Genomic DNA, 16,426 nt, shown 5'->3' with positions numbered 1-16,426 from the left:
ACTCCGCTGCCATGACCCGCGCTACCGACCGTGCCCTGAGCCCTGCCGAGATGCAGACGTTTGGTGAGGAACTCGATGCGATCCGCGACCGTGTGATCGGCAGCCTCGGCGCCTCCGACACCCGTTACATCCGCCGCGTCGCAGCGGCTGTGCGCTGGTCCGGCGTGCTCGGCCGCAGCCTGCTGTTCCTGGGCGCGTTCTCTCCGTTGTTCTGGGCGCCGCTGCTGTGGCCGGCCTGCATCGCCGGCACGCTGCTGCTGGCGCTGGCCAAGATCCTGGAAAACATGGAACTGGGCCACAACGTGATGCACGGCCAGTACGACTGGACCGGCGATCCCAAGCTCAACGGCAACACCTACGAATGGGACATCGTTGCCACCGCCGACAACTGGCGCAAGACCCATAATTTCCGCCACCACACCTACACCAACGTGCGTGGCATGGACGATGACATCGGCTATGGCCTGCTGCGCATCTTCCCGGAACAGCGCTGGAAGCCGTTCTACCTGCTGCAGCCGATCATCGCACCGATCTTCGCGCTGCTGTTCCAGTGGGGCGTGGCGGCGCAGGACCTGCGCCTTGGGCGCTGGTTCAAGGGCCGCATCAGCAGCCGTGCGATGTGGCTGCAGACCCGTCCGGTGGCCCGCAAGATGATCCGCCAGGTGCTGAAGGACTACGTGTTCTTCCCGCTGCTGGCCGGTCCGTTCTTCCTGCCGGTGATGCTGGGCAACATGGTGGCCAACGGCCTGCGCAACATCTGGACCTACGTGATCATCTTCTGCGGCCACTTCACCGCCGAATCGGAAACCTTCCCGAAGGAATGCCTGCGCAATGAATCGCGTGGCCACTGGTACCTGCGCCAGCTGCGCGGTTCGTCCAACATCAGCGGCGGTTTCGTGATCAACGTGCTGTCGGGCAACCTCAGCCACCAGATCGAGCACCACTTCTACCCGGACCTTCCGGCCAACCGCTATGCGGCCATCGCCAAGGAAGTGAAGGAAATCTGCCGGCGCTACGGCCAGCACTACAACAACGGCTCGCTGCCGCGGCAGTTCACCCAGGTGGTCTGGCGCATCCTGCGCCACGCGTTCCCGAGCAAGCCGCGCCGCCTGCCGATGCCGGACATCATGCCGGCACCGGCGTCGGCCAACGCCGGCTGAGTCTTCAGCCGGCCTTCGCCAACAGCGCAGGTGAATCGCGATCGAGCCTGCGCAGGAACACCTGCATTTCCTTGCGGGCCTGCTGGTCGCCCTTGCTGCCGGCTACGCTGAGCCCGCGCTGCCACGCTTCGCGCGCCGCCTGCGGCTGGCCACCAGCCAGCCAGGCCTTGCCCAGCAGCTTCCACGCCGCCGAATAGTCCGGGTCCAGCACCACGCAGCGGCCCAGATGGGTGGCTGCGCGCACCGGATCGCCGGCATCCAGCCAGCTCTTGCCGAGGCCGAAGCGCAGCAGTGCGCTGTCCTTGCCGGCGGCAAGCATCCTCTCCAGCGTTTCGATGTCCATCAGCGCACCTCCAGCAGGGTTTCGACCGGTCCCTCCTGGAAGCGGCCGCGATGGAACAGCAGTGGTGCACCGCCTGCTTCCTGCACATCGACAATGCGCCCGGCCAGCAACAGGTGATCGCCGACCGGCCACTGCGCGTGGCGGGTGCAGGTGAGATGGATCACGGCACCGCCGATACGCGGTGGCGTGTCTTCGCCGTCGTCCAGCAAGGGCACATCGGTGAATCGATGGCGCACCTGCGGATCGGCGAACCGGCGCGCCAGGGCTTCCTGGCCAGCGCCGAGCACGCTGATCGCAAAGCGGGTGGCGCGCTGGAACGTGGACAGGCTCTGCGCATGCAGGGCGAGGTTCCACAGCACCAGTGGCGGCTGCAGCGAGATCGGCACGAACGAGTTGATGGTCAGGCCCTGCGGTTTTCCCTGTGCGTCGCGGGCGCAGACGATCGCCACGCCGGTAGGGAAATGGCCGAGCAACCGCCGCAGCGCACGCGGCGGCAGACTGACCGATGGCACCGGTGCCGGAGCGGGGAACACCCCCGCCCACGGCCCGGCGTATGCACCGGAGTCCGCGTTCATGCGGCCCTGGCCTGGCGGTAGCGTCGGCCGACCTCGGCCCAGTTGATGAGGTTGAAGAACGCGCCGATGTAGTCCGGGCGACGGTTCTGGTAATGCAGGTAGTAGGCGTGCTCCCAGACATCCAGGGCAAGGATCGGGGTGTTGCCGGAGGCGCCCACCGCCGCGCCCATCAGCGGGCTGTCCTGGTTGGCGCTGCTCTCGACCTGCAGGCGGCCCTGGTGATCGACGGTGAGCCACGCCCAGCCGCTGCCGAAACGGGTCTGCGCCGCTTTGCTGAACGCCTCCTTGAAGGCATCGTAGCTACCGAGGTCGCGATCGATGGCCGCGGCAAGCTCGTCATCGGCGGTGCCGCCATTGGCGCTGAGCACGGTCCAGAACAGGCTGTGGTTGGCGTGGCCGCCGCCGTTGTTGCGCACTGCACCGCGGATCGATTCGGGCAGGGCGTCGAGGTCGGCGATCAGGATTTCCACCGGCTGTGCCGGCAGGGCCGCCTGTTCCAGCGCGGCATTGAGGTTGTTGATGTAGGCCTGGTGATGCTTGCTGTGATGGATCTCCATCGTGCGCGCATCGAAGTGCGGCTCGAGGGCGTCGTAGGCATAGGGGAGGGCGGGAAGCGAGTACGGCATCGAGACAGTCTCCGTGGGGAAGGCCAGGGGTATGGCCGTGGGGAGACTGTTATCGCACCTCAACATTGGTTGAGGTCAAGCGGGGTGGTTGAAAAGAGGGCGCTGTCGGCGCGTTGACTGTCCCGGGATCGCGTGGGCGGATGGGCCCATGCAGGTCCGCCCACGCAGGACAGGTCCACGCGCCGGCGCGGAGGCGACGTCAAAGGCGAGAGCAGAAGCAGCAGGGTAGTGCCGGCCGCTGGCCGGCAGCGGGTGATGGTCGGGGCTGCCGGCCAGCGGCCGGCACTACCTGTATCCGTCGAATCCTGCGTCTGGCGTCAGCTCAACCATTCCCTGCAACCGCTATCAACCTGCTCACCACAGGCCGCCTGCATCCGCTGCTGCAGCCGCGCCAGCGTGTCCGCACCCTTGTGCTTGGCGCTCCACGCCTGCAGTTGCCCGGCCAGCCGTTCGAAGCGCTGGCGCGTGCGCTGGTGGTAGCCGGACGGCTGCTTGTCCAGCTCGGCGATCAAGGCCTCGGTGGCCTGCTCGATACGCGGTGCATCATCGGGCGCCAGCCGTAGCAGGCCTTCCACGTACAGCACGCCCCACTGCACGCGCGTGGCAGGGCCCTGCGCGCCTTCATAGGCACGCTTCAGCCATTCCAGGGCGCCGGCGGTATCACCACGCTGCTCGGCCAGCTCGGCCAGTTCCGGCATGTAGTAATAAGGCTGCTCGCTGCGCTTCAGCTCTGCCAGCAGCAAGGCCTCGGCGCCCGCATCGTCATCGACCTGACGCAGCGCGTAGACGGCGCTGCTGATGGTGGCCTGGCGCGCGTGTGCATCGGTAGCCGCGGCATCGGCGGCGGCCACGCGCTGCTTCACGCGCTGCACCAGTGCTGCCGGCAGCGCGCCTTCGGGCTGCTGCTGGCGCGCCAGCGCCAACTCGGTCAACGCACGTGACAAGGCATCGTCTGCGCGATCACCACGCGCGGCGTCGGCACGTTCCAGCGCGACCAGCAACTGCTGGCCGAGGGCATTGCTGCTGGCCGGACCAGCGCTGGCCTGCTTGACCAGCCCGGCGCCGGCATACCCCAGCAGCTCGCGGTTGCGACGTACCTCCGCCGGTTGTGCCAGCACCGCCTGCAACAGTTCGCGTACCTGGGTGGGCGCTGCCGTCGGTTTCCCGGCGGTAGCCAACGCGAGCAGCGCGAAGCGACGCTGCAGCGCAGGCTCGGGTGCGGCCTTGGCCAGCTGCTGCAGCACGTCCTGGGCGCTGCGCTTGCCAGCCAGGCGGTTGGCATCCACCTCCCAGCCGTAATCGCCCAGTACCTGCCAGTCTTCGGCGCCGAGCGTGGCAGGCGTCGCCAGCGCGGTCGCAAGTGTTTCGGCGACAGCGCTGCGGCGGCTGGCGGCGACGGTCAGGGCCCGGGTCAGTTCGGCCGCGTCGTTGCCGCCGGCCACGCGGGTGATTTCGTTGCGTTGCGGGTCGAGCACGATCAGGGTCGGATAGCCGCGCACACCGAAGCGTTCGCCCCATGCCTGCGCGCCTTCTTCGTCGCCGTCGAGGTAGACCGGCACGAATTTGCCGGTCAGTGCGATGAAGGCCGGATCCTTGAACAGCCCCGCCTTGAGCTGGTTGCACGGCGGGCACCACACCGCACCCCAGTACAGCAGCACCGGCTTGCCACTCTCGGCGGCTTCGTTGAACGCATCATCCACATCGCCCTGGCGCCAGGCGATGGCGGAGGCCGGGGCGGTCGATGCCGCCTTCGCCGTCGGTACCGGCGCGGACGCGGGGGAGCAGGCGCTCAGGGCCGAGGCCAACAGCAGCAGGGAAAGCGCGACGCGCATCGGCAGCATCTCGAAGGACAGGGTGGTGGGCCATTGTAGGAACGGTCGGGGTGCTGGCTGATGCAGTTTGCTTATGTCGCACGCGCAGCGCGGCATGTGGGCGGGGTATCAGTGCGGACCAAGGGGCGCAGCCACCGCAGCGGGCACCGCCAGCACCAGCGGCTGGTAGATCAGGCCGTGGTACTCGCCGACCTCGCCATCCAGCACGAACCCATAGTGTTCGTAGGCCGCCACCGCGTTGAGCGAGGCGCGCACGGTCATCTGCGGGCCGCGTACCTGCGGCAGCACCGCCTGCAGCAGGGCACGACCGATGCCTTGCCCCTGCAGCTCCGGCGCGACGAACAGCATCGCCAGGTGCTGGCCCGCCTTCAGTTCCACCACGCCGGCCACACGGCCCTCCTGTTCGGCCACCAGGATGTGGTTGTCACCCTGCAGGCGCTCGGCGAACGCGCTGGCTGCGGCCACGTTGCCGAAGGTGGCGATGCCCTCGGCGGTAAGGATGGGCGCAACGGCTGCAGTGAAGGCGGCCATGCACACCGCGCTGATCGCGGGCAGGTCATCGACGTGGGCGGGACGGATCCTGGGCATGCGCTGTACTTCCTGTTGTGGGACGGCGTCAATGCCCCACGCTAAGCTGGCGGCATGACTGATTTCAATCCTGCCCATGCACGTCTGTTTCCAGAGCAGGGCTTGAGCCTTGGCCTGATGACGCCGGTGGCCGCACGCGGCCTGGCCGATCCACTGGAGGCGTGCCGCGTCGCGCGGCTGGCCGACGATCTGGGTTTTGCCGCGTTGTGGACCCGCGATGTGCCGCTGATGGTGCCGCAGGGGCCGGATGCCACCGCCAGTGCGCTGGATGATCCGTTCCTGTGGTTGGGCATGCTGGCCGCGGCGACCGAACGCATCGTGATCGGCACTGCGGCCATCGTGCTGCCGTTGCGGCAACCGCTGCAGGTGGCGAAATCGGCGCTGACGCTGGACCGGATCAGCGGTGGACGCTTCGTGCTGGGGCTGGGCTCGGGTGATCGACCAGAAGAGTTCGCGGCCTTCGGCGAGGACCTGCAGGGCAGGGCGGGCACCTTCCGCGAGCGCTGGTCGCTGCTGCGTGCGGCGCTGTCCCCCGAACCCTCCGAGCGCGCGCCGGTGTTGCAGGCAACCGGTGGATACGACGTACTTCCTAAGCCGGCAAGGCGCATTCCGATGCTGGTGGTCGGTACTGCGCGGCAGAGCCTGCAGTGGATCGCACGCGAGGCCGAAGGGTGGGCGACCTATCACCGCGAAGAGACCGCGCAGGAAGGGCGCATCGGTCTGTGGCAGCAGGCGCTGGCCCAGAGCGGCGGCGCGCCCAAGCCATTCGTGCAGTCGATGCTGCTGGACCTGCAGGCCGATCCAACTGCGCCGGCGGAGCCGCTGCCGCTGGGCCTGAAGGTGGGCCGCGATGGCCTGCGCGCGTACCTGCAACGCGTACACGCGCAGGGTGTGGCGCATGTGATGTTCAACCTGGTGGACAACGGCCGGCCGGTGGACGACGTACTGGGCGAGATCGGCGAGCACGTCCTGCCCGATATGCTTCGGTAGGCGTCCACCTTGGTGGACACGCCGCAGGTATCCGGCATGTTCGCATCTGCGTATCATTCGCATTTGATATCCAGCGCTGGAGCCCTGCGTGACCCACCGTAACCCGCTGCACCCGACCGGGCGCCTTTTCGCCGTCGTCGCCTTCATCGAGGCCATCACCTGGGCCGGTCTGCTGGCCGGCATGTGGCTCAAGTACGGCCCGCAGGCCAACGTCGCGCTGGTGAAGCTGTTCGGGCCGCTGCATGGCGTGGCGTTCCTGGTCTACGTGGCGGTGACTCTGTTTGCGGCGCTGCGCCTGCGCTGGCCATGGTGGGCAACGGGGCTGGCCTTGCTGGCTGCGATTCCGCCGCTGGTGACCCTGCCGCTGGAGTGGTGGTTCAAGCGTCGCGGCCTGCTGTCGGTGCGCGCAGGGCAGTGATGCACCCGCAGGTGCGTGCCCGTTAAGCGAATGGGTATCAAATGCAAATGCGAGCCGTTATCATTTAAGGATGGCGTCGCCGCCTGACAGGGCGACGTCGCGCGGGGTGCGGATGCGCCCGGCGTTCCCTCCTTGGTTACGGTTGGTGTTCCATGCATGCACGTCCCGTGGTTCCCGGCTTGCCGGCGCTGGTGTTGGCTGCCCTGATCGGCACCATGGCGATGATGTCCTTCGTCGCCGTCATCGGCCCGGTGGTCCGCCTGCTGGGCCTGTCCGAATGGCATGCCGGTCTATCGGTCACGGCCGCGGGTGTGTTGTGGATGCTGGCCGCGCGCCCCTGGGGCCAGCTCAGCGACCGCATCGGCCGCAAACGCGTGCTGATGCTGGCGATGAGTGCCTACACCGTGGTCTACATCGCGCTGGCGGTGTTCATCGATGTCGCGCTGCAGACAATACCGCCGGTGCTGGTCTCGGTGCTGGTGCTGGTCGGTGCGCGGGGCCTGATCGGCCTGTTCTACGCGGCTGTGCCGCCAACCGCTGCCGCGCTGATCGCCGACAAGGCACCCACCGGCCAACGTGCGAAATTCCTCGCCCGCCTTGGCAGCGCCAACGCGCTGGGAATGGTGCTGGGTCCGGCTGCTGCCGGATGGCTTGCCTACAAGAACCTGCCGCTGGCGCTGTACGTGGCTGCGCTGTTGCCGCTGCTCGCGCTGGGCCTGCTGGCCTGGCGCCTGCCGGCCACGCCGCCGGTGGCAGCCGCACACAGCCGCAACCGCGTACCGCTGTCGCGCCTCGACCGGCGGCTGCGTCTGCCACAGATGGCCGCGTTCGTGGCGATGGTGTCGGTGACCATCGCCCAGGTCACGGTCGGCTTCTTCGCCATCGATCGCTTCGGCCTGGATGCAGCCGAAGGTGCACGCATGGCCGGCATCGCACTGACCGCAGTCGGCGTGGGCCTGATCCTCGCGCAGGGGCTGGTGATGAAACTGGACGTGCATCCCCGGCGCTGGATCATCCTCGGCGCACTGATCGCAGGCATCGGCTTTGCGTCGGTGGCGGCGGTGCAGCAGACCTGGCAGTTGCCGGCGGCCTACGCGCTTGCAGCGTTCGGCATGGGCTTCGTGTTCCCCTCGTTCCAGGCGTTGGCCGCCGATGCGGTGCAGGCGCACGAACAGGGGGCGGCGGCCGGCACCGTCGCGGCGGCGCAGGGGCTGGGCATGGTGGCCGGGCCGATGCTCGGCACCCTGTCGTATCGCGGCGGCGCCAGCCTGCCTTACCTGCTGGTCGGCGTGCTGCTGCTGGTGCTGTGCGTGCTGGCAGCAGCGTATCGGATGAAGGAGACCCCATGAACGATTCCCTGATGCAGGGCGCGTGGCCGGAGGCTGCGTCGATGCTGCCCGAGCCCACCGCCGAAGCGTCGCTGTTCCTGCTGCGGCAGGCCGATCAGCAGATGCACGCGCGCGGCTGCCGCGCCCCCTTGCCGACCGGTGTGCTGGCCACGCTGGCCGAGCGCGTGGCGACGTTCTTCGCGCAGCAGCGCGGTGGGCCGGGCCTGCTGGTCGGCGCGGTGCCGTTCGAGCCGCGCGCCGATGATGCGTTGTACCAGCCCGAGCGCCTGCTGCCGGCGTTGCCCGTGCAGTCGCAGGCGGCGCCGGCGCTGTCCGGAGCGCTGACTGCCGAGCCCTCGGCGCAGGCGTATGCAGCGGCCGTGGCCGACGCGGTCAGCGCGATGCGCGCGCCGGACCCGGAGCTGCACAAGGTGGTACTGGCGCGCAGCCTGTTGGCGCACACGCAGCAGGCGCTGTCACCGGAAATGCTGCTGGCACGCCTCGGCACCGATCCTTCGGTGGCGACCTACGCCGTGCCGCTGCCGATGGACGTTGGCCAGGCGCCGGCATGGCTGGTGGGGGCGACACCGGAGCTGCTGCTGCGCAAACGCGGGGCGCAGGTGCTGTCGCATCCGCTGGCCGGTTCGGCCAGGCGCAGTGCCGATCCGGTTGCGGACGAGCGCGCCGCGCAGGCGTTGCTGGCATCGGCGAAGGATCATGACGAACACCGGCATGTTGTCGACGCCATTGTCGATGGCCTCTCGCCCTGGTGCAGCCACATCGAAGCGCAGCCGCGCCCGGTGCTGCACGCCACCGCCAGCATGTGGCATCTGGGTACGCGCATCCACGCCACGCTGAAGGACGCTGCTACGTCGGCGGCGACCCTGCTGGCCGAGCTGCATCCCACCCCGGCCGTCTGCGGTACCCCGCGGCTGCAGGCACTGCAGCGCATCCGTGCGCTGGAACCGGTGCCGCGCGGCTTCTATGCCGGCGCGGTGGGCTGGCTGGATGCACAGGGGGACGGCGACTGGTATGTGGCGATCCGCTGCGCGCGCCTGCAGGGCACCCAGCTGCGCCTGTATGCCGGCGCCGGCATCGTCGCCGACTCGCAGCCCGAGGCCGAAGTGGCCGAAACCGCCGCCAAGTTTGCTGCCCTGCTCAACGCATTGGGTGTGCAGGACCCGCTGTCCCTGATCGAGGTATCCGCATGACGCCGTCCACCGTTGATTCGCGCCTGCCGCTGCAGCAGCAATGGCCTGAAGCGCTGGTCGCGCGCTATCGGGCCGCAGGTCATTGGCGTGGCGAAACCTTCCCGGGTTTCCTGCGCGAACGCGCCGAGCGCCATGCCGATGACATCGCGGTGGTGGCTGGCGATGTGCGCCTGAGCTATGCGCAGCTCTGGCATGAGGCCGGGCGCATCGGCGCCGGGCTGCTGGCGCTGGGCCTGCAACCCGGCGAGCGCGTGCTGGTGCAGCTGGGCAATACGGCCGGTTTCATCGCAACGATCTGTGGCCTGTTCCGCGCCGGGCTGGTGCCGGTGTACGCGCTGCCGGCACATCGCATCACCGAGCTGGCCCACTTTGCGCGCAAGGCCGAGGCCAGTGCCTACATCAGTACCGATGTCCATGAAGGCTTCGACCATCGTGGCCTGGCGCGCGCGCTGCAGGCGGAAGTGCCGGCGGTACGCCACGTACTGATCGACGGCGATGCGGCCGAGTTCGTCGCGCTGGAATCGCTGCAGGGTGATCGCAGCCAGCTGCCGGCCGATCCTGATCCGCAGTCGGTGGCGTTCCTGCAGATCTCCGGCGGCAGCACCGGGCTGTCAAAGCTCATTCCGCGCACGCACGACGATTACATCTACTCGTTCCGCGCCAGCAACGAAATCTGTGGCATCGACCGCGACAGCGTGTACCTGGTTGCGCTGCCGGCAGCACACAATTTCCCGATGAGTTCGCCGGGTTTCTTCGGTGCGCTGTACGCCGGCGCCCGCGTGGTACTCAGCCCGGGCCCCGGCCCGGATGCGGCATTTCCGTTGATCGCGCGCGAGAAGGTGACCTGCTGTGGTCTGGTGCCGCCCTTGGCGCTGCTGTGGGCGCAGGCGGCGGCGACCAGCAGGCACGATCTGTCCAGCCTGCGGGTGCTGCAGGTCGGGGGAGCGAAGCTGGTGCCGGAAGCCGCGCGGCGGGTCATCGATGGCCTCGGTTGTACGTTGCAGCAGGTGTTCGGCATGGCCGAAGGCCTGGTCAACTACACCCGGCTGGATGACCCGCAGGAGCTGATTGTCGCTTGCCAGGGCAGGCCGATCAGCGAGGATGATGAAGTGCGCGTGGTCGACGACCACGACCAGCCCGTTGCCGAAGGCGAGGTTGGTCATCTGCTCACGCGCGGTCCGTACACCATCCGCAGTTACCACAATGACGCGGCGGCCAACGCGCGTTCGTTCACCGACGACGGCTTCTACCGCACCGGCGACCGCGTGCAGCAGCTGCCCGGCGGCTATCTGGTGGTGCAGGGCCGTGCCGGCGACCACATCAACCGGGCGGGCGAGAAGATCTCCGCCGAGGAGATCGAAGACCATCTGCTGGCCCATCCTAGCGTATTCGACGCCGCCGTGGTCTCCATTCCTGACGACTACCTGGGCGAGCGCAGCTGTGCCTTCGTGATCCAGCAGGGCGAGGCCATCAAGGCGCCGGCGCTGAAGGCGTGGATGCGCGGGCGTGGCCTGGCCGCGTTCAAGGTGCCCGATCAGATTGTTTTCGTGGACAGTTTCGACACCACGGCGGTTGGCAAGATCAGCCGCCGCGAACTGCGCGCGCAGCTGCGCGCGCGTCATCTGCAACAGACAGGAGGAACGCGCTGATGGCGCTGCCCCGCATTACCCCGTACTCCCTGCCGACCGCTGCGGAACTGCCGCAGGCGCGAGGCGCCTGGCGCCCCCAGCGTGATCGTGTTGCCTTGCTGGTACACGACATGCAGCGCTATTTCCTCGCCGCATTCGACGCCGGCAACGCGCCGCTGCAGCCGGCGGTGGACAACATCGCGCGCCTGCTGGGACATTGCCGTACGCACGGCATTCCGGTGTTCTACACCGCCCAGCACGGCGACCAGGACCGCCGCGACCGCGGCCTGCAGGCAGACCTGTGGGGCCCGGGCATGGGCCGGCGTGCCGACCACGAGCCGATCATCGACGCACTCGCGCCGCAGCCGGGCGAGCATGTGCTGGTCAAGCACCGCTACAGCGCGTTCCAGCGCAGCAATCTGGAAACACTGATGCGCGTGCGCGGCCGCGACCAGCTGCTGATCACCGGCGTCTACGCGCATATCGGATGCACCGCGACGGCGGTGGAGGCGTTCCAGCGTGATATCGAGACGTTCATCGCTGCCGATGCCGTGGCCGATTTCACGCGTGCCGACCATGACCAGGCGCTGCACTGGATCGCCCGCACCTGCGGCGTACCGATGACCACCGACCAGCTGCTGGAGGCAATGTGATGAGCGCGACGACCGAAGCCCTGACCCTGGAGCGCATGCGCGCCGACGTCGCCCGCGTGCTGGACTGCCACGCGGCGGACGTCGGCGATGATGACAACCTGATCGATCTGGATCTGGATTCGATGCGCATGCTGGGGCTGGTGCTGGCCTGGGGCAACACCGGGCTGCCACTGGAGTTCGCGCAGCTGGCTGAGCACACCACGCTGCGCCAGTGGTGGGCGGTGGTGCAGCAGCTGCAGGCCGCGCAGACGGCATGAGCGGATCGCCGCTGCCGCTGACCGAGGCGCAGGCAGGGCTGTGGTTTGCCCAGCGGCTGGCACCGCAGAATCCTGCATTCAATACCGCGCACGCGGTGTGGATCGAGGGTCCGCTGGATGTGGTGGCGTTCATCGCTGCCGCCAATCAGGCCGCCGCCGAGGCCGAGGCGCTGGCGTTGCGTTTCGCCGAGGCCGAGGACGGCCAGCCCGTGCAATGGCACGAGTCCGCGCGGGTGCCATTGCTGCAGCTGCGCGATGTCGCCGCGGCCGATGATCCGCAGCAGATGGCGCGCGCGGCGATGCTGGCTGACCGCTGCAGCGCGGTCGACCCGACCCGCGACCGGCTGAGCCAGCAGGTGCTGTTCGACCTGGGTGGCCAGCGCTGGGCCTGGTACCTGCGCGTGCATCACCTGGCCACCGATGGCTATGGCATGGCGCTGTTCACTGACCGCGTCTGCGCCCTGTATGCGGGCCGCACCGGTAGTGCGCTGCCAGGGTTGGCGGGCGTGCTGGCCGATGATGCCAGCTACCGCAGTGATGCGCGCCGCGACGTCGACCGGCAGTGGTGGTTGCAGGCATTGCAGGGCGCCCCGGCCTCCACCGGCCTGGCCGGCACCGCCGCGGCCAGTGACGATGCACTGCGCTGGGTGCAGCCGGTGGACCCCGCCTTGCGCGAGCGCCTGCTGCAGGTCTCGGCATCGTGGCTGCAGCCGTGGCCGGATGTGCTTGCCGCGTTGGCCGCCGAGTATGTGCGTCGCATGAGCGCGTCCGAGGAAGTCGTGCTCGGCGTGCCGTACATGGCGCGGCTGGGCAACGCGGCGGCGCGGGTACCTGCGATGGTGATGAACGTGCTGCCGCTGCGGGTAGCGGGCGGCGAGGGCGGCGTCGAGGAATTCTGCCGGCGCATCGGGCGCCAGCTCAGCCAGAGCCGCAAGCATGGGCGCTACCGTGGCGAACAGCTGCGTCGTGACCTTGGCCTGGTCGGTGCACAGCACCGTCTGCATGGGCCGTTGATCAACGTACAGCCGTTCTACAAGCCGCTGGCGCTGCCAGGTGTGCAGGCCTCACTGGAAGTGCTGAGCACCGGCCCGGTTGACGACCTGACACTGGGCTTCCGTGGCGATGGACAGACCCTGCTGGATCTGGAGATTGAAGCAAACCCGGCCCTGTATGGGCTGGATGACATGAAGGCGCATGCCCGGCGGCTGCTGCATTTCGTGTCGGCCGCGCTGCTGGCCGAAGACATCGCGACGGTGCCACTGGCCACGCCGGAAGAATCGAAGCAGGTCGTGCATGGTTTCAATGCCACCACGCATGCGCTGCCTGACACCACCCTGGTCGAACTGCTGCAGCAGGGCATGGACCGCGATCCGTCGGCAGCGGCGCTGGTGTTCGGCGATACGACGCTGGACCATGCTGCGCTGGAGGCCCGCAGCTTCGCCCTGGCCGCGCAGCTGCGCTCGCTGGGCGTGGGCCCGGGCACGGTCGTTGCCGTGGCGCTGCCGCGTTCGCTGGAACTGGTGATTGCGTTGCTGGCGGTACTGCGTGCAGGCGGCGCGTACCTGCCACTGGACCTTGCCCATCCCGCGGAGCGCCTGGCGCGCATCCTGGCGTCGGCGCAGCCGGTCTGTGTGCTGGCAGAGGCCAGCGTGCAATCCCGTCTTTCAGATGTGCCGGTGCTGCCACCGGAGCAGTGGACCGACGTAAGCTTTGCCGCACCCTGGCCGGGCCCGATGGGTGGCGATGCGGCCTATGTGATCTATACCTCCGGTTCGACCGGTGAGCCCAAGGGCGTGGTGATCGAACACCGCGCCATCGTCAATCGCCTGCTGTGGATGCGCGAGCACTATGGCATGGGTGCCGACGACCGGATTCTGCAGAAGACCCCGGCAACGTTCGACGTATCGGTCTGGGAATTCTTCCTGCCACTGCTGTGTGGCGCGACGCTGGTGTTGGCGGGGCCGGACGCACACCGCGACCCGACCGAGCTGGCGCGGTTGATCCGCGTCCATGGTGTCACCACCGCACATTTCGTACCGTCGATGCTGGATGCGTTCCTGGCTGCACCGGCCTCACAGGACCTGCGGCTGCGGCGCGTGTTCACCAGTGGCGAGGCGCTGGATGCCGCGCTGCGCGACCGCTTCCATGCGCAGGTGCATGCCGAACTGCACAACCTGTATGGGCCGACCGAAGCGGCAGTGGATGTGAGCTGGTGGCCAGCCTCGGCCGATGACCGCTCGCGCCCGGTGCCGATCGGTTTCCCGGTCTGGAACACCCGCCTGTATGTGCTGGACGCACGGATGCAGCCCGTGCCGGTGGGCGTGGCCGGTGACCTGTACCTCGGCGGTGTGCAGTTGGCGCGCGGCTATCTCGGCCGCGACGACCTGACGGCCGAGCGCTTCCTGGCGGATCCGTTCCTGCCGGGTGAGCGCATCTACCGCACCGGCGACGTGGCACGCTGGCGGGGCGACGGTGCTGTCGAGTACCTGGGGCGCAGCGACCATCAGGTAAAGCTGCGCGGCCTGCGCATCGAACTTGGCGAGATTGAAGCAGCGTTGCGCGAGCTGACTGGAATGGACCGGGTGGAAGTACTGTTGCGCGATGATCTACCCGGCGAGGCGCGGCTGGTCGCCTATGTGCCGACGGCGCTGCTCGATGCAGCGGCGCTGCGCAGCCATCTGCTGACGCGGGTGCCGGACTACATGGTGCCGTCTGCGTTCGTGGGCGTGGATCAGTGGCCGGTGACCGCCAATGGCAAGCTGGACCGGTCTGCGCTGCCGAAACCGCCGCAGCAGGACGTTGTGGGGCGGGCGCCGCGCACGCCGCTGGAGCAGGAACTGGCCGGGCTGTTCGCGCAGGCGCTGGGGCGCGAATCGCCGGTGGCCGTCGACGTGGATTTCTTCAGCATCGGTGGCGACTCCCTGTCTGCCGTGCACCTGCTGTTGGCCATCGAGCAGCGCTGGCGTTGCGAGCTGGGCCTGGGCGCGCTGTTCGCGCAGCCGACCGTAGCCGCGCTGGCGGCACGCATCGCCGAGCCGCCCGCACGCGCCGATCACGCGCTGGGGCCGGTGATTGCGCTGTCGGCATCCGACGAGGCAACCGCAGCCCCCCTGTTCGTGCTGCACCCGGCAGGCGGCATTGCCTGGAACTATCGCGCACTGGCCCGGGCGCTGCAGCCAACGCGCGCGGTGTACGGGCTTCAGTCACCCGCGCTCGATGCCACGCAACCGCTGCCAGGCAGCATCGAGGCCATGGCCAATGACTATGTGCAGCGGGTGATCACGCTGCAGCCACAGGGGCCGATCCATCTGCTCGGCTGGTCGGTGGGGGGCATCCTCGCGCAGGCGATGGCCGTGCGCCTGCATGACATCGGCCGCGAGGTCGGCGAACTGGTGCTGCTCGATGCCTATCCCAGCGAATGCTGGCGTGCCGAACCGGAGCCCGACCCGATCGCGGCGCTGCGGGCGCTGTTGGCCATCGCCGGGCATGACCCGGACGCGCATCCGGAACTGGACGATCGCGAGCGCATCCTCGCCTTCCTGCGGCGCGGCGGCAGCGCGCTGGGCAGCCTGCCCGAGGTGGTGCTCGACGGCGTGGTACGGGCGGTGACCGGGACCAATCGACTGATCCGCGAACACCAGCACCGACCCTTCGTCGGAACGCTGGCGCATGTGCGGGCCGGACGCGATCATCAGGCACGGCCGCAGTTGCAGTCCGCGCTGTGGAAGGCACATGCGCTGCAGGTGGATGCCATCGAGCTGCCGTTCCTGCACGCCGAACTGACCGGGCGCGATGCGGTGGCGCAGCTGGCACCGTGGTTGTCGGCGCGGCTGCAGCAGTGGGACAGGCAACAGGAGAGTGCAACATGCAGCTGACGGGTTTTGAAGGAAATGTGGCGCTGGTGACCGGCGCAGCGGGCGGTATCGGTGCGGCGCTGGTCGGGCAACTGCTGGACGCAGGGTGCCGGGTCGTGGCAACCGATCGCGAGCGACCTGCGCTGGTGACCGACGATGGGCGCGTGCAGGCTTTCGCACTGGATGTCACCGACGGCGCAGCCGTGGACGCGCTGGTAAACCAGGTGGAAGCCACGGTGGGACCGATCATGTTGGCGGCCAGCGTGGCGGGCGTGCTGCATGTCGGCGAGGTCGTGGACACCCGTGACGAGGATTGGCGCAGGGTGTTCGCGGTCAATGCCGATGGTGTGTTCCATGTCGGCCGCGCACTGGCACGGGTGATGTCGCCGCGCCGGCAAGGTGCCATCGTGACCGTCAGTTCCAACGCGGCGGGCGTGCCACGGCATGGCATGGCCGCCTATGCCGCCTCGAAGGCGGCGGCGACGATGTTCACCCGCTGCCTGGGCCTGGAGCTGGCGCCGCTGGGCATCCGCTGCAACATCGTTGCGCCGGGCTCCACGCTGACCCCGATGCAGACCGGCATGTGGGAAGACGAGCAGGGCGCGGCACGGGTGATTGCCGGCAATCCGGCCACCTACAAGGCGGGCATCCCCTTGCGCAAGCTGGCCACGCCGGAGGACATCGCGCAGGCGGTGATGTTCCTGCTGTCCGAGCAGGCCGGGCACGTGGCGATGAGTGACCTGTATGTGGACGGTGGCGCCACGCTGCGCGGGTGACGGGGCCGGGCACACCGCCGGGCGGGGTTCATGGGTTGCCGGCCAGCGGCCGGCACTACCATGGGGAGTTCCTTGTCCGGTAGTGCCGGCCGCTGGCCGGCAACCCCAGCAGACTGTCAGCAACATCCTCATGGAATCTCGCGCTGTTCCCCGACAGCCAGCGATGTCTGCCTGATCCACGATGGGC

At 68.6% G+C, this 16,426-nt stretch carries 15 protein-coding genes; 10 read left to right on the top strand and 5 right to left on the bottom strand.

Going from position 1 to position 16,426, the window contains the following annotated elements:
- Positions 1-11: 11 nt before the first annotated feature.
- Positions 12-1,160 (top strand): acyl-CoA desaturase, encoded by a 1,149-nt coding sequence (locus tag D0Y85_RS11730; protein WP_025878576.1) that lies wholly within the window; start codon positions 12-14, stop codon positions 1,158-1,160.
- Positions 1,161-1,164: 4 nt separating this feature from the next.
- Here D0Y85_RS11730 and D0Y85_RS11725 read toward each other — a convergent pair whose 3' ends face one another.
- From D0Y85_RS11725 to D0Y85_RS11705, 5 genes are all read right to left on the bottom strand, one after another.
- The gene (locus D0Y85_RS11725) at positions 1,165-1,503 is read right to left on the bottom strand and encodes a tetratricopeptide repeat protein (RefSeq protein WP_033831318.1); all 339 of its coding nucleotides are present in this window, start codon (positions 1,501-1,503) and stop codon (positions 1,165-1,167) included.
- Positions 1,503-2,078 carry a flavin reductase family protein gene (locus tag D0Y85_RS11720; RefSeq protein ID WP_117310587.1) on the bottom strand — a complete coding sequence of 192 codons (576 nt, stop codon included), beginning with the start codon at positions 2,076-2,078 and terminating at the stop codon, positions 1,503-1,505. The genes D0Y85_RS11725 and D0Y85_RS11720 overlap by 1 nt, the downstream gene beginning before the upstream one ends.
- On the bottom strand, positions 2,075-2,704 hold the full coding sequence (locus tag D0Y85_RS11715) for a superoxide dismutase (RefSeq protein ID WP_117310586.1): 630 nt from the start codon (positions 2,702-2,704) through the stop codon (positions 2,075-2,077). Before D0Y85_RS11715 ends, D0Y85_RS11720 begins: the two co-directional genes overlap by 4 nt.
- A 317-nt stretch (positions 2,705-3,021) precedes the next feature.
- Positions 3,022-4,545 (bottom strand): thioredoxin family protein, encoded by a 1,524-nt coding sequence (locus D0Y85_RS11710; RefSeq protein WP_117310585.1) that lies wholly within the window; start codon positions 4,543-4,545, stop codon positions 3,022-3,024.
- Positions 4,546-4,644: 99 nt separating this feature from the next.
- Entirely contained in the window at positions 4,645-5,124 is a 480-nt protein-coding gene (locus D0Y85_RS11705; protein WP_117310584.1) for a GNAT family N-acetyltransferase, read from the bottom strand.
- A gap of 54 nt (positions 5,125-5,178) precedes the next feature.
- Between D0Y85_RS11705 and D0Y85_RS11700 the strand changes: the two genes are divergently transcribed.
- The 9 genes from D0Y85_RS11700 (at position 5,179) to D0Y85_RS11660 (ending at position 16,239) form a co-directional block, all read left to right on the top strand.
- Positions 5,179-6,114 carry a TIGR03571 family LLM class oxidoreductase gene (locus tag D0Y85_RS11700; protein ID WP_117310583.1) on the top strand — a complete coding sequence of 312 codons (936 nt, stop codon included), beginning with the start codon at positions 5,179-5,181 and terminating at the stop codon, positions 6,112-6,114.
- An 88-nt stretch (positions 6,115-6,202) separates the two neighbouring features.
- A complete protein-coding gene (locus D0Y85_RS11695; RefSeq protein WP_223485807.1) occupies positions 6,203-6,532 on the top strand; it encodes a DUF3817 domain-containing protein in 330 nt (109 codons plus the stop codon).
- A 152-nt stretch (positions 6,533-6,684) separates the two neighbouring features.
- Entirely contained in the window at positions 6,685-7,881 is a 1,197-nt protein-coding gene (locus tag D0Y85_RS11690; RefSeq protein ID WP_117310582.1) for an MFS transporter, read from the top strand.
- Positions 7,878-9,071 (top strand): isochorismate synthase, encoded by a 1,194-nt coding sequence (locus D0Y85_RS11685; RefSeq protein WP_117310581.1) that lies wholly within the window; start codon positions 7,878-7,880, stop codon positions 9,069-9,071. Before D0Y85_RS11690 ends, D0Y85_RS11685 begins: the two co-directional genes overlap by 4 nt.
- On the top strand, positions 9,068-10,720 hold the full coding sequence (locus D0Y85_RS11680) for an AMP-binding protein (protein WP_117310580.1): 1,653 nt from the start codon (positions 9,068-9,070) through the stop codon (positions 10,718-10,720). The genes D0Y85_RS11685 and D0Y85_RS11680 overlap by 4 nt, the downstream gene beginning before the upstream one ends.
- On the top strand, positions 10,720-11,352 hold the full coding sequence (locus D0Y85_RS11675; RefSeq protein WP_117310579.1) for an isochorismatase family protein: 633 nt from the start codon (positions 10,720-10,722) through the stop codon (positions 11,350-11,352). Before D0Y85_RS11680 ends, D0Y85_RS11675 begins: the two co-directional genes overlap by 1 nt.
- Positions 11,352-11,609, top strand: coding sequence for a phosphopantetheine-binding protein (locus D0Y85_RS11670; RefSeq protein ID WP_117310578.1), 258 nt, complete (start codon positions 11,352-11,354; stop codon positions 11,607-11,609). Before D0Y85_RS11675 ends, D0Y85_RS11670 begins: the two co-directional genes overlap by 1 nt.
- Positions 11,606-15,484, top strand: coding sequence for a non-ribosomal peptide synthetase (locus D0Y85_RS11665; protein ID WP_117310577.1), 3,879 nt, complete (start codon positions 11,606-11,608; stop codon positions 15,482-15,484). Before D0Y85_RS11670 ends, D0Y85_RS11665 begins: the two co-directional genes overlap by 4 nt.
- Complete coding sequence (locus D0Y85_RS11660; protein ID WP_117310576.1) at positions 15,475-16,239, top strand: 2,3-dihydro-2,3-dihydroxybenzoate dehydrogenase; 765 nt, start codon at positions 15,475-15,477, stop codon at positions 16,237-16,239. The genes D0Y85_RS11665 and D0Y85_RS11660 overlap by 10 nt, the downstream gene beginning before the upstream one ends.
- Positions 16,240-16,426: the final 187 nt, after the last annotated feature.

Origin of the sequence: Stenotrophomonas sp. G4 (assembly GCF_003428825.1) — a bacterium.
In the GTDB taxonomy this organism is placed as follows: domain Bacteria; phylum Pseudomonadota; class Gammaproteobacteria; order Xanthomonadales; family Xanthomonadaceae; genus Stenotrophomonas; species Stenotrophomonas indicatrix.
The sequence above is the reverse complement of the archived record's forward strand: the minus strand, read 5'-3'. Positions and strand labels throughout refer to the sequence as shown.

Excerpts from the sequence above, each read along its gene's own strand:
- D0Y85_RS11685 (WP_117310581.1), top strand. The coding sequence starts at position 7,878 with ATGAACGATTCCCTGATGCAGGGCGCGTGGCCGGAGGCTGCGTCGATG.
- D0Y85_RS11660 (WP_117310576.1), top strand. The coding sequence starts at position 15,475 with ATGCAGCTGACGGGTTTTGAAGGAAATGTGGCGCTGGTGACCGGCGCA.
- D0Y85_RS11700 (WP_117310583.1), top strand. The coding sequence starts at position 5,179 with ATGACTGATTTCAATCCTGCCCATGCACGTCTGTTTCCAGAGCAGGGC.
- D0Y85_RS11665 (WP_117310577.1), top strand. The coding sequence starts at position 11,606 with ATGAGCGGATCGCCGCTGCCGCTGACCGAGGCGCAGGCAGGGCTGTGG.
- D0Y85_RS11715 (WP_117310586.1), bottom strand. The coding sequence starts at position 2,704 with ATGCCGTACTCGCTTCCCGCCCTCCCCTATGCCTACGACGCCCTCGAG.
- D0Y85_RS11690 (WP_117310582.1), top strand. The coding sequence starts at position 6,685 with ATGCATGCACGTCCCGTGGTTCCCGGCTTGCCGGCGCTGGTGTTGGCT.
- D0Y85_RS11730 (WP_025878576.1), top strand. The coding sequence starts at position 12 with ATGACCCGCGCTACCGACCGTGCCCTGAGCCCTGCCGAGATGCAGACG.
- D0Y85_RS11705 (WP_117310584.1), bottom strand. The coding sequence starts at position 5,124 with ATGCCCAGGATCCGTCCCGCCCACGTCGATGACCTGCCCGCGATCAGC.
- D0Y85_RS11670 (WP_117310578.1), top strand. The coding sequence starts at position 11,352 with ATGAGCGCGACGACCGAAGCCCTGACCCTGGAGCGCATGCGCGCCGAC.
- D0Y85_RS11725 (WP_033831318.1), bottom strand. The coding sequence starts at position 1,503 with ATGGACATCGAAACGCTGGAGAGGATGCTTGCCGCCGGCAAGGACAGC.
- D0Y85_RS11710 (WP_117310585.1), bottom strand. The coding sequence starts at position 4,545 with ATGCTGCCGATGCGCGTCGCGCTTTCCCTGCTGCTGTTGGCCTCGGCC.
- D0Y85_RS11680 (WP_117310580.1), top strand. The coding sequence starts at position 9,068 with ATGACGCCGTCCACCGTTGATTCGCGCCTGCCGCTGCAGCAGCAATGG.
- D0Y85_RS11675 (WP_117310579.1), top strand. The coding sequence starts at position 10,720 with ATGGCGCTGCCCCGCATTACCCCGTACTCCCTGCCGACCGCTGCGGAA.
- D0Y85_RS11720 (WP_117310587.1), bottom strand. The coding sequence starts at position 2,078 with ATGAACGCGGACTCCGGTGCATACGCCGGGCCGTGGGCGGGGGTGTTC.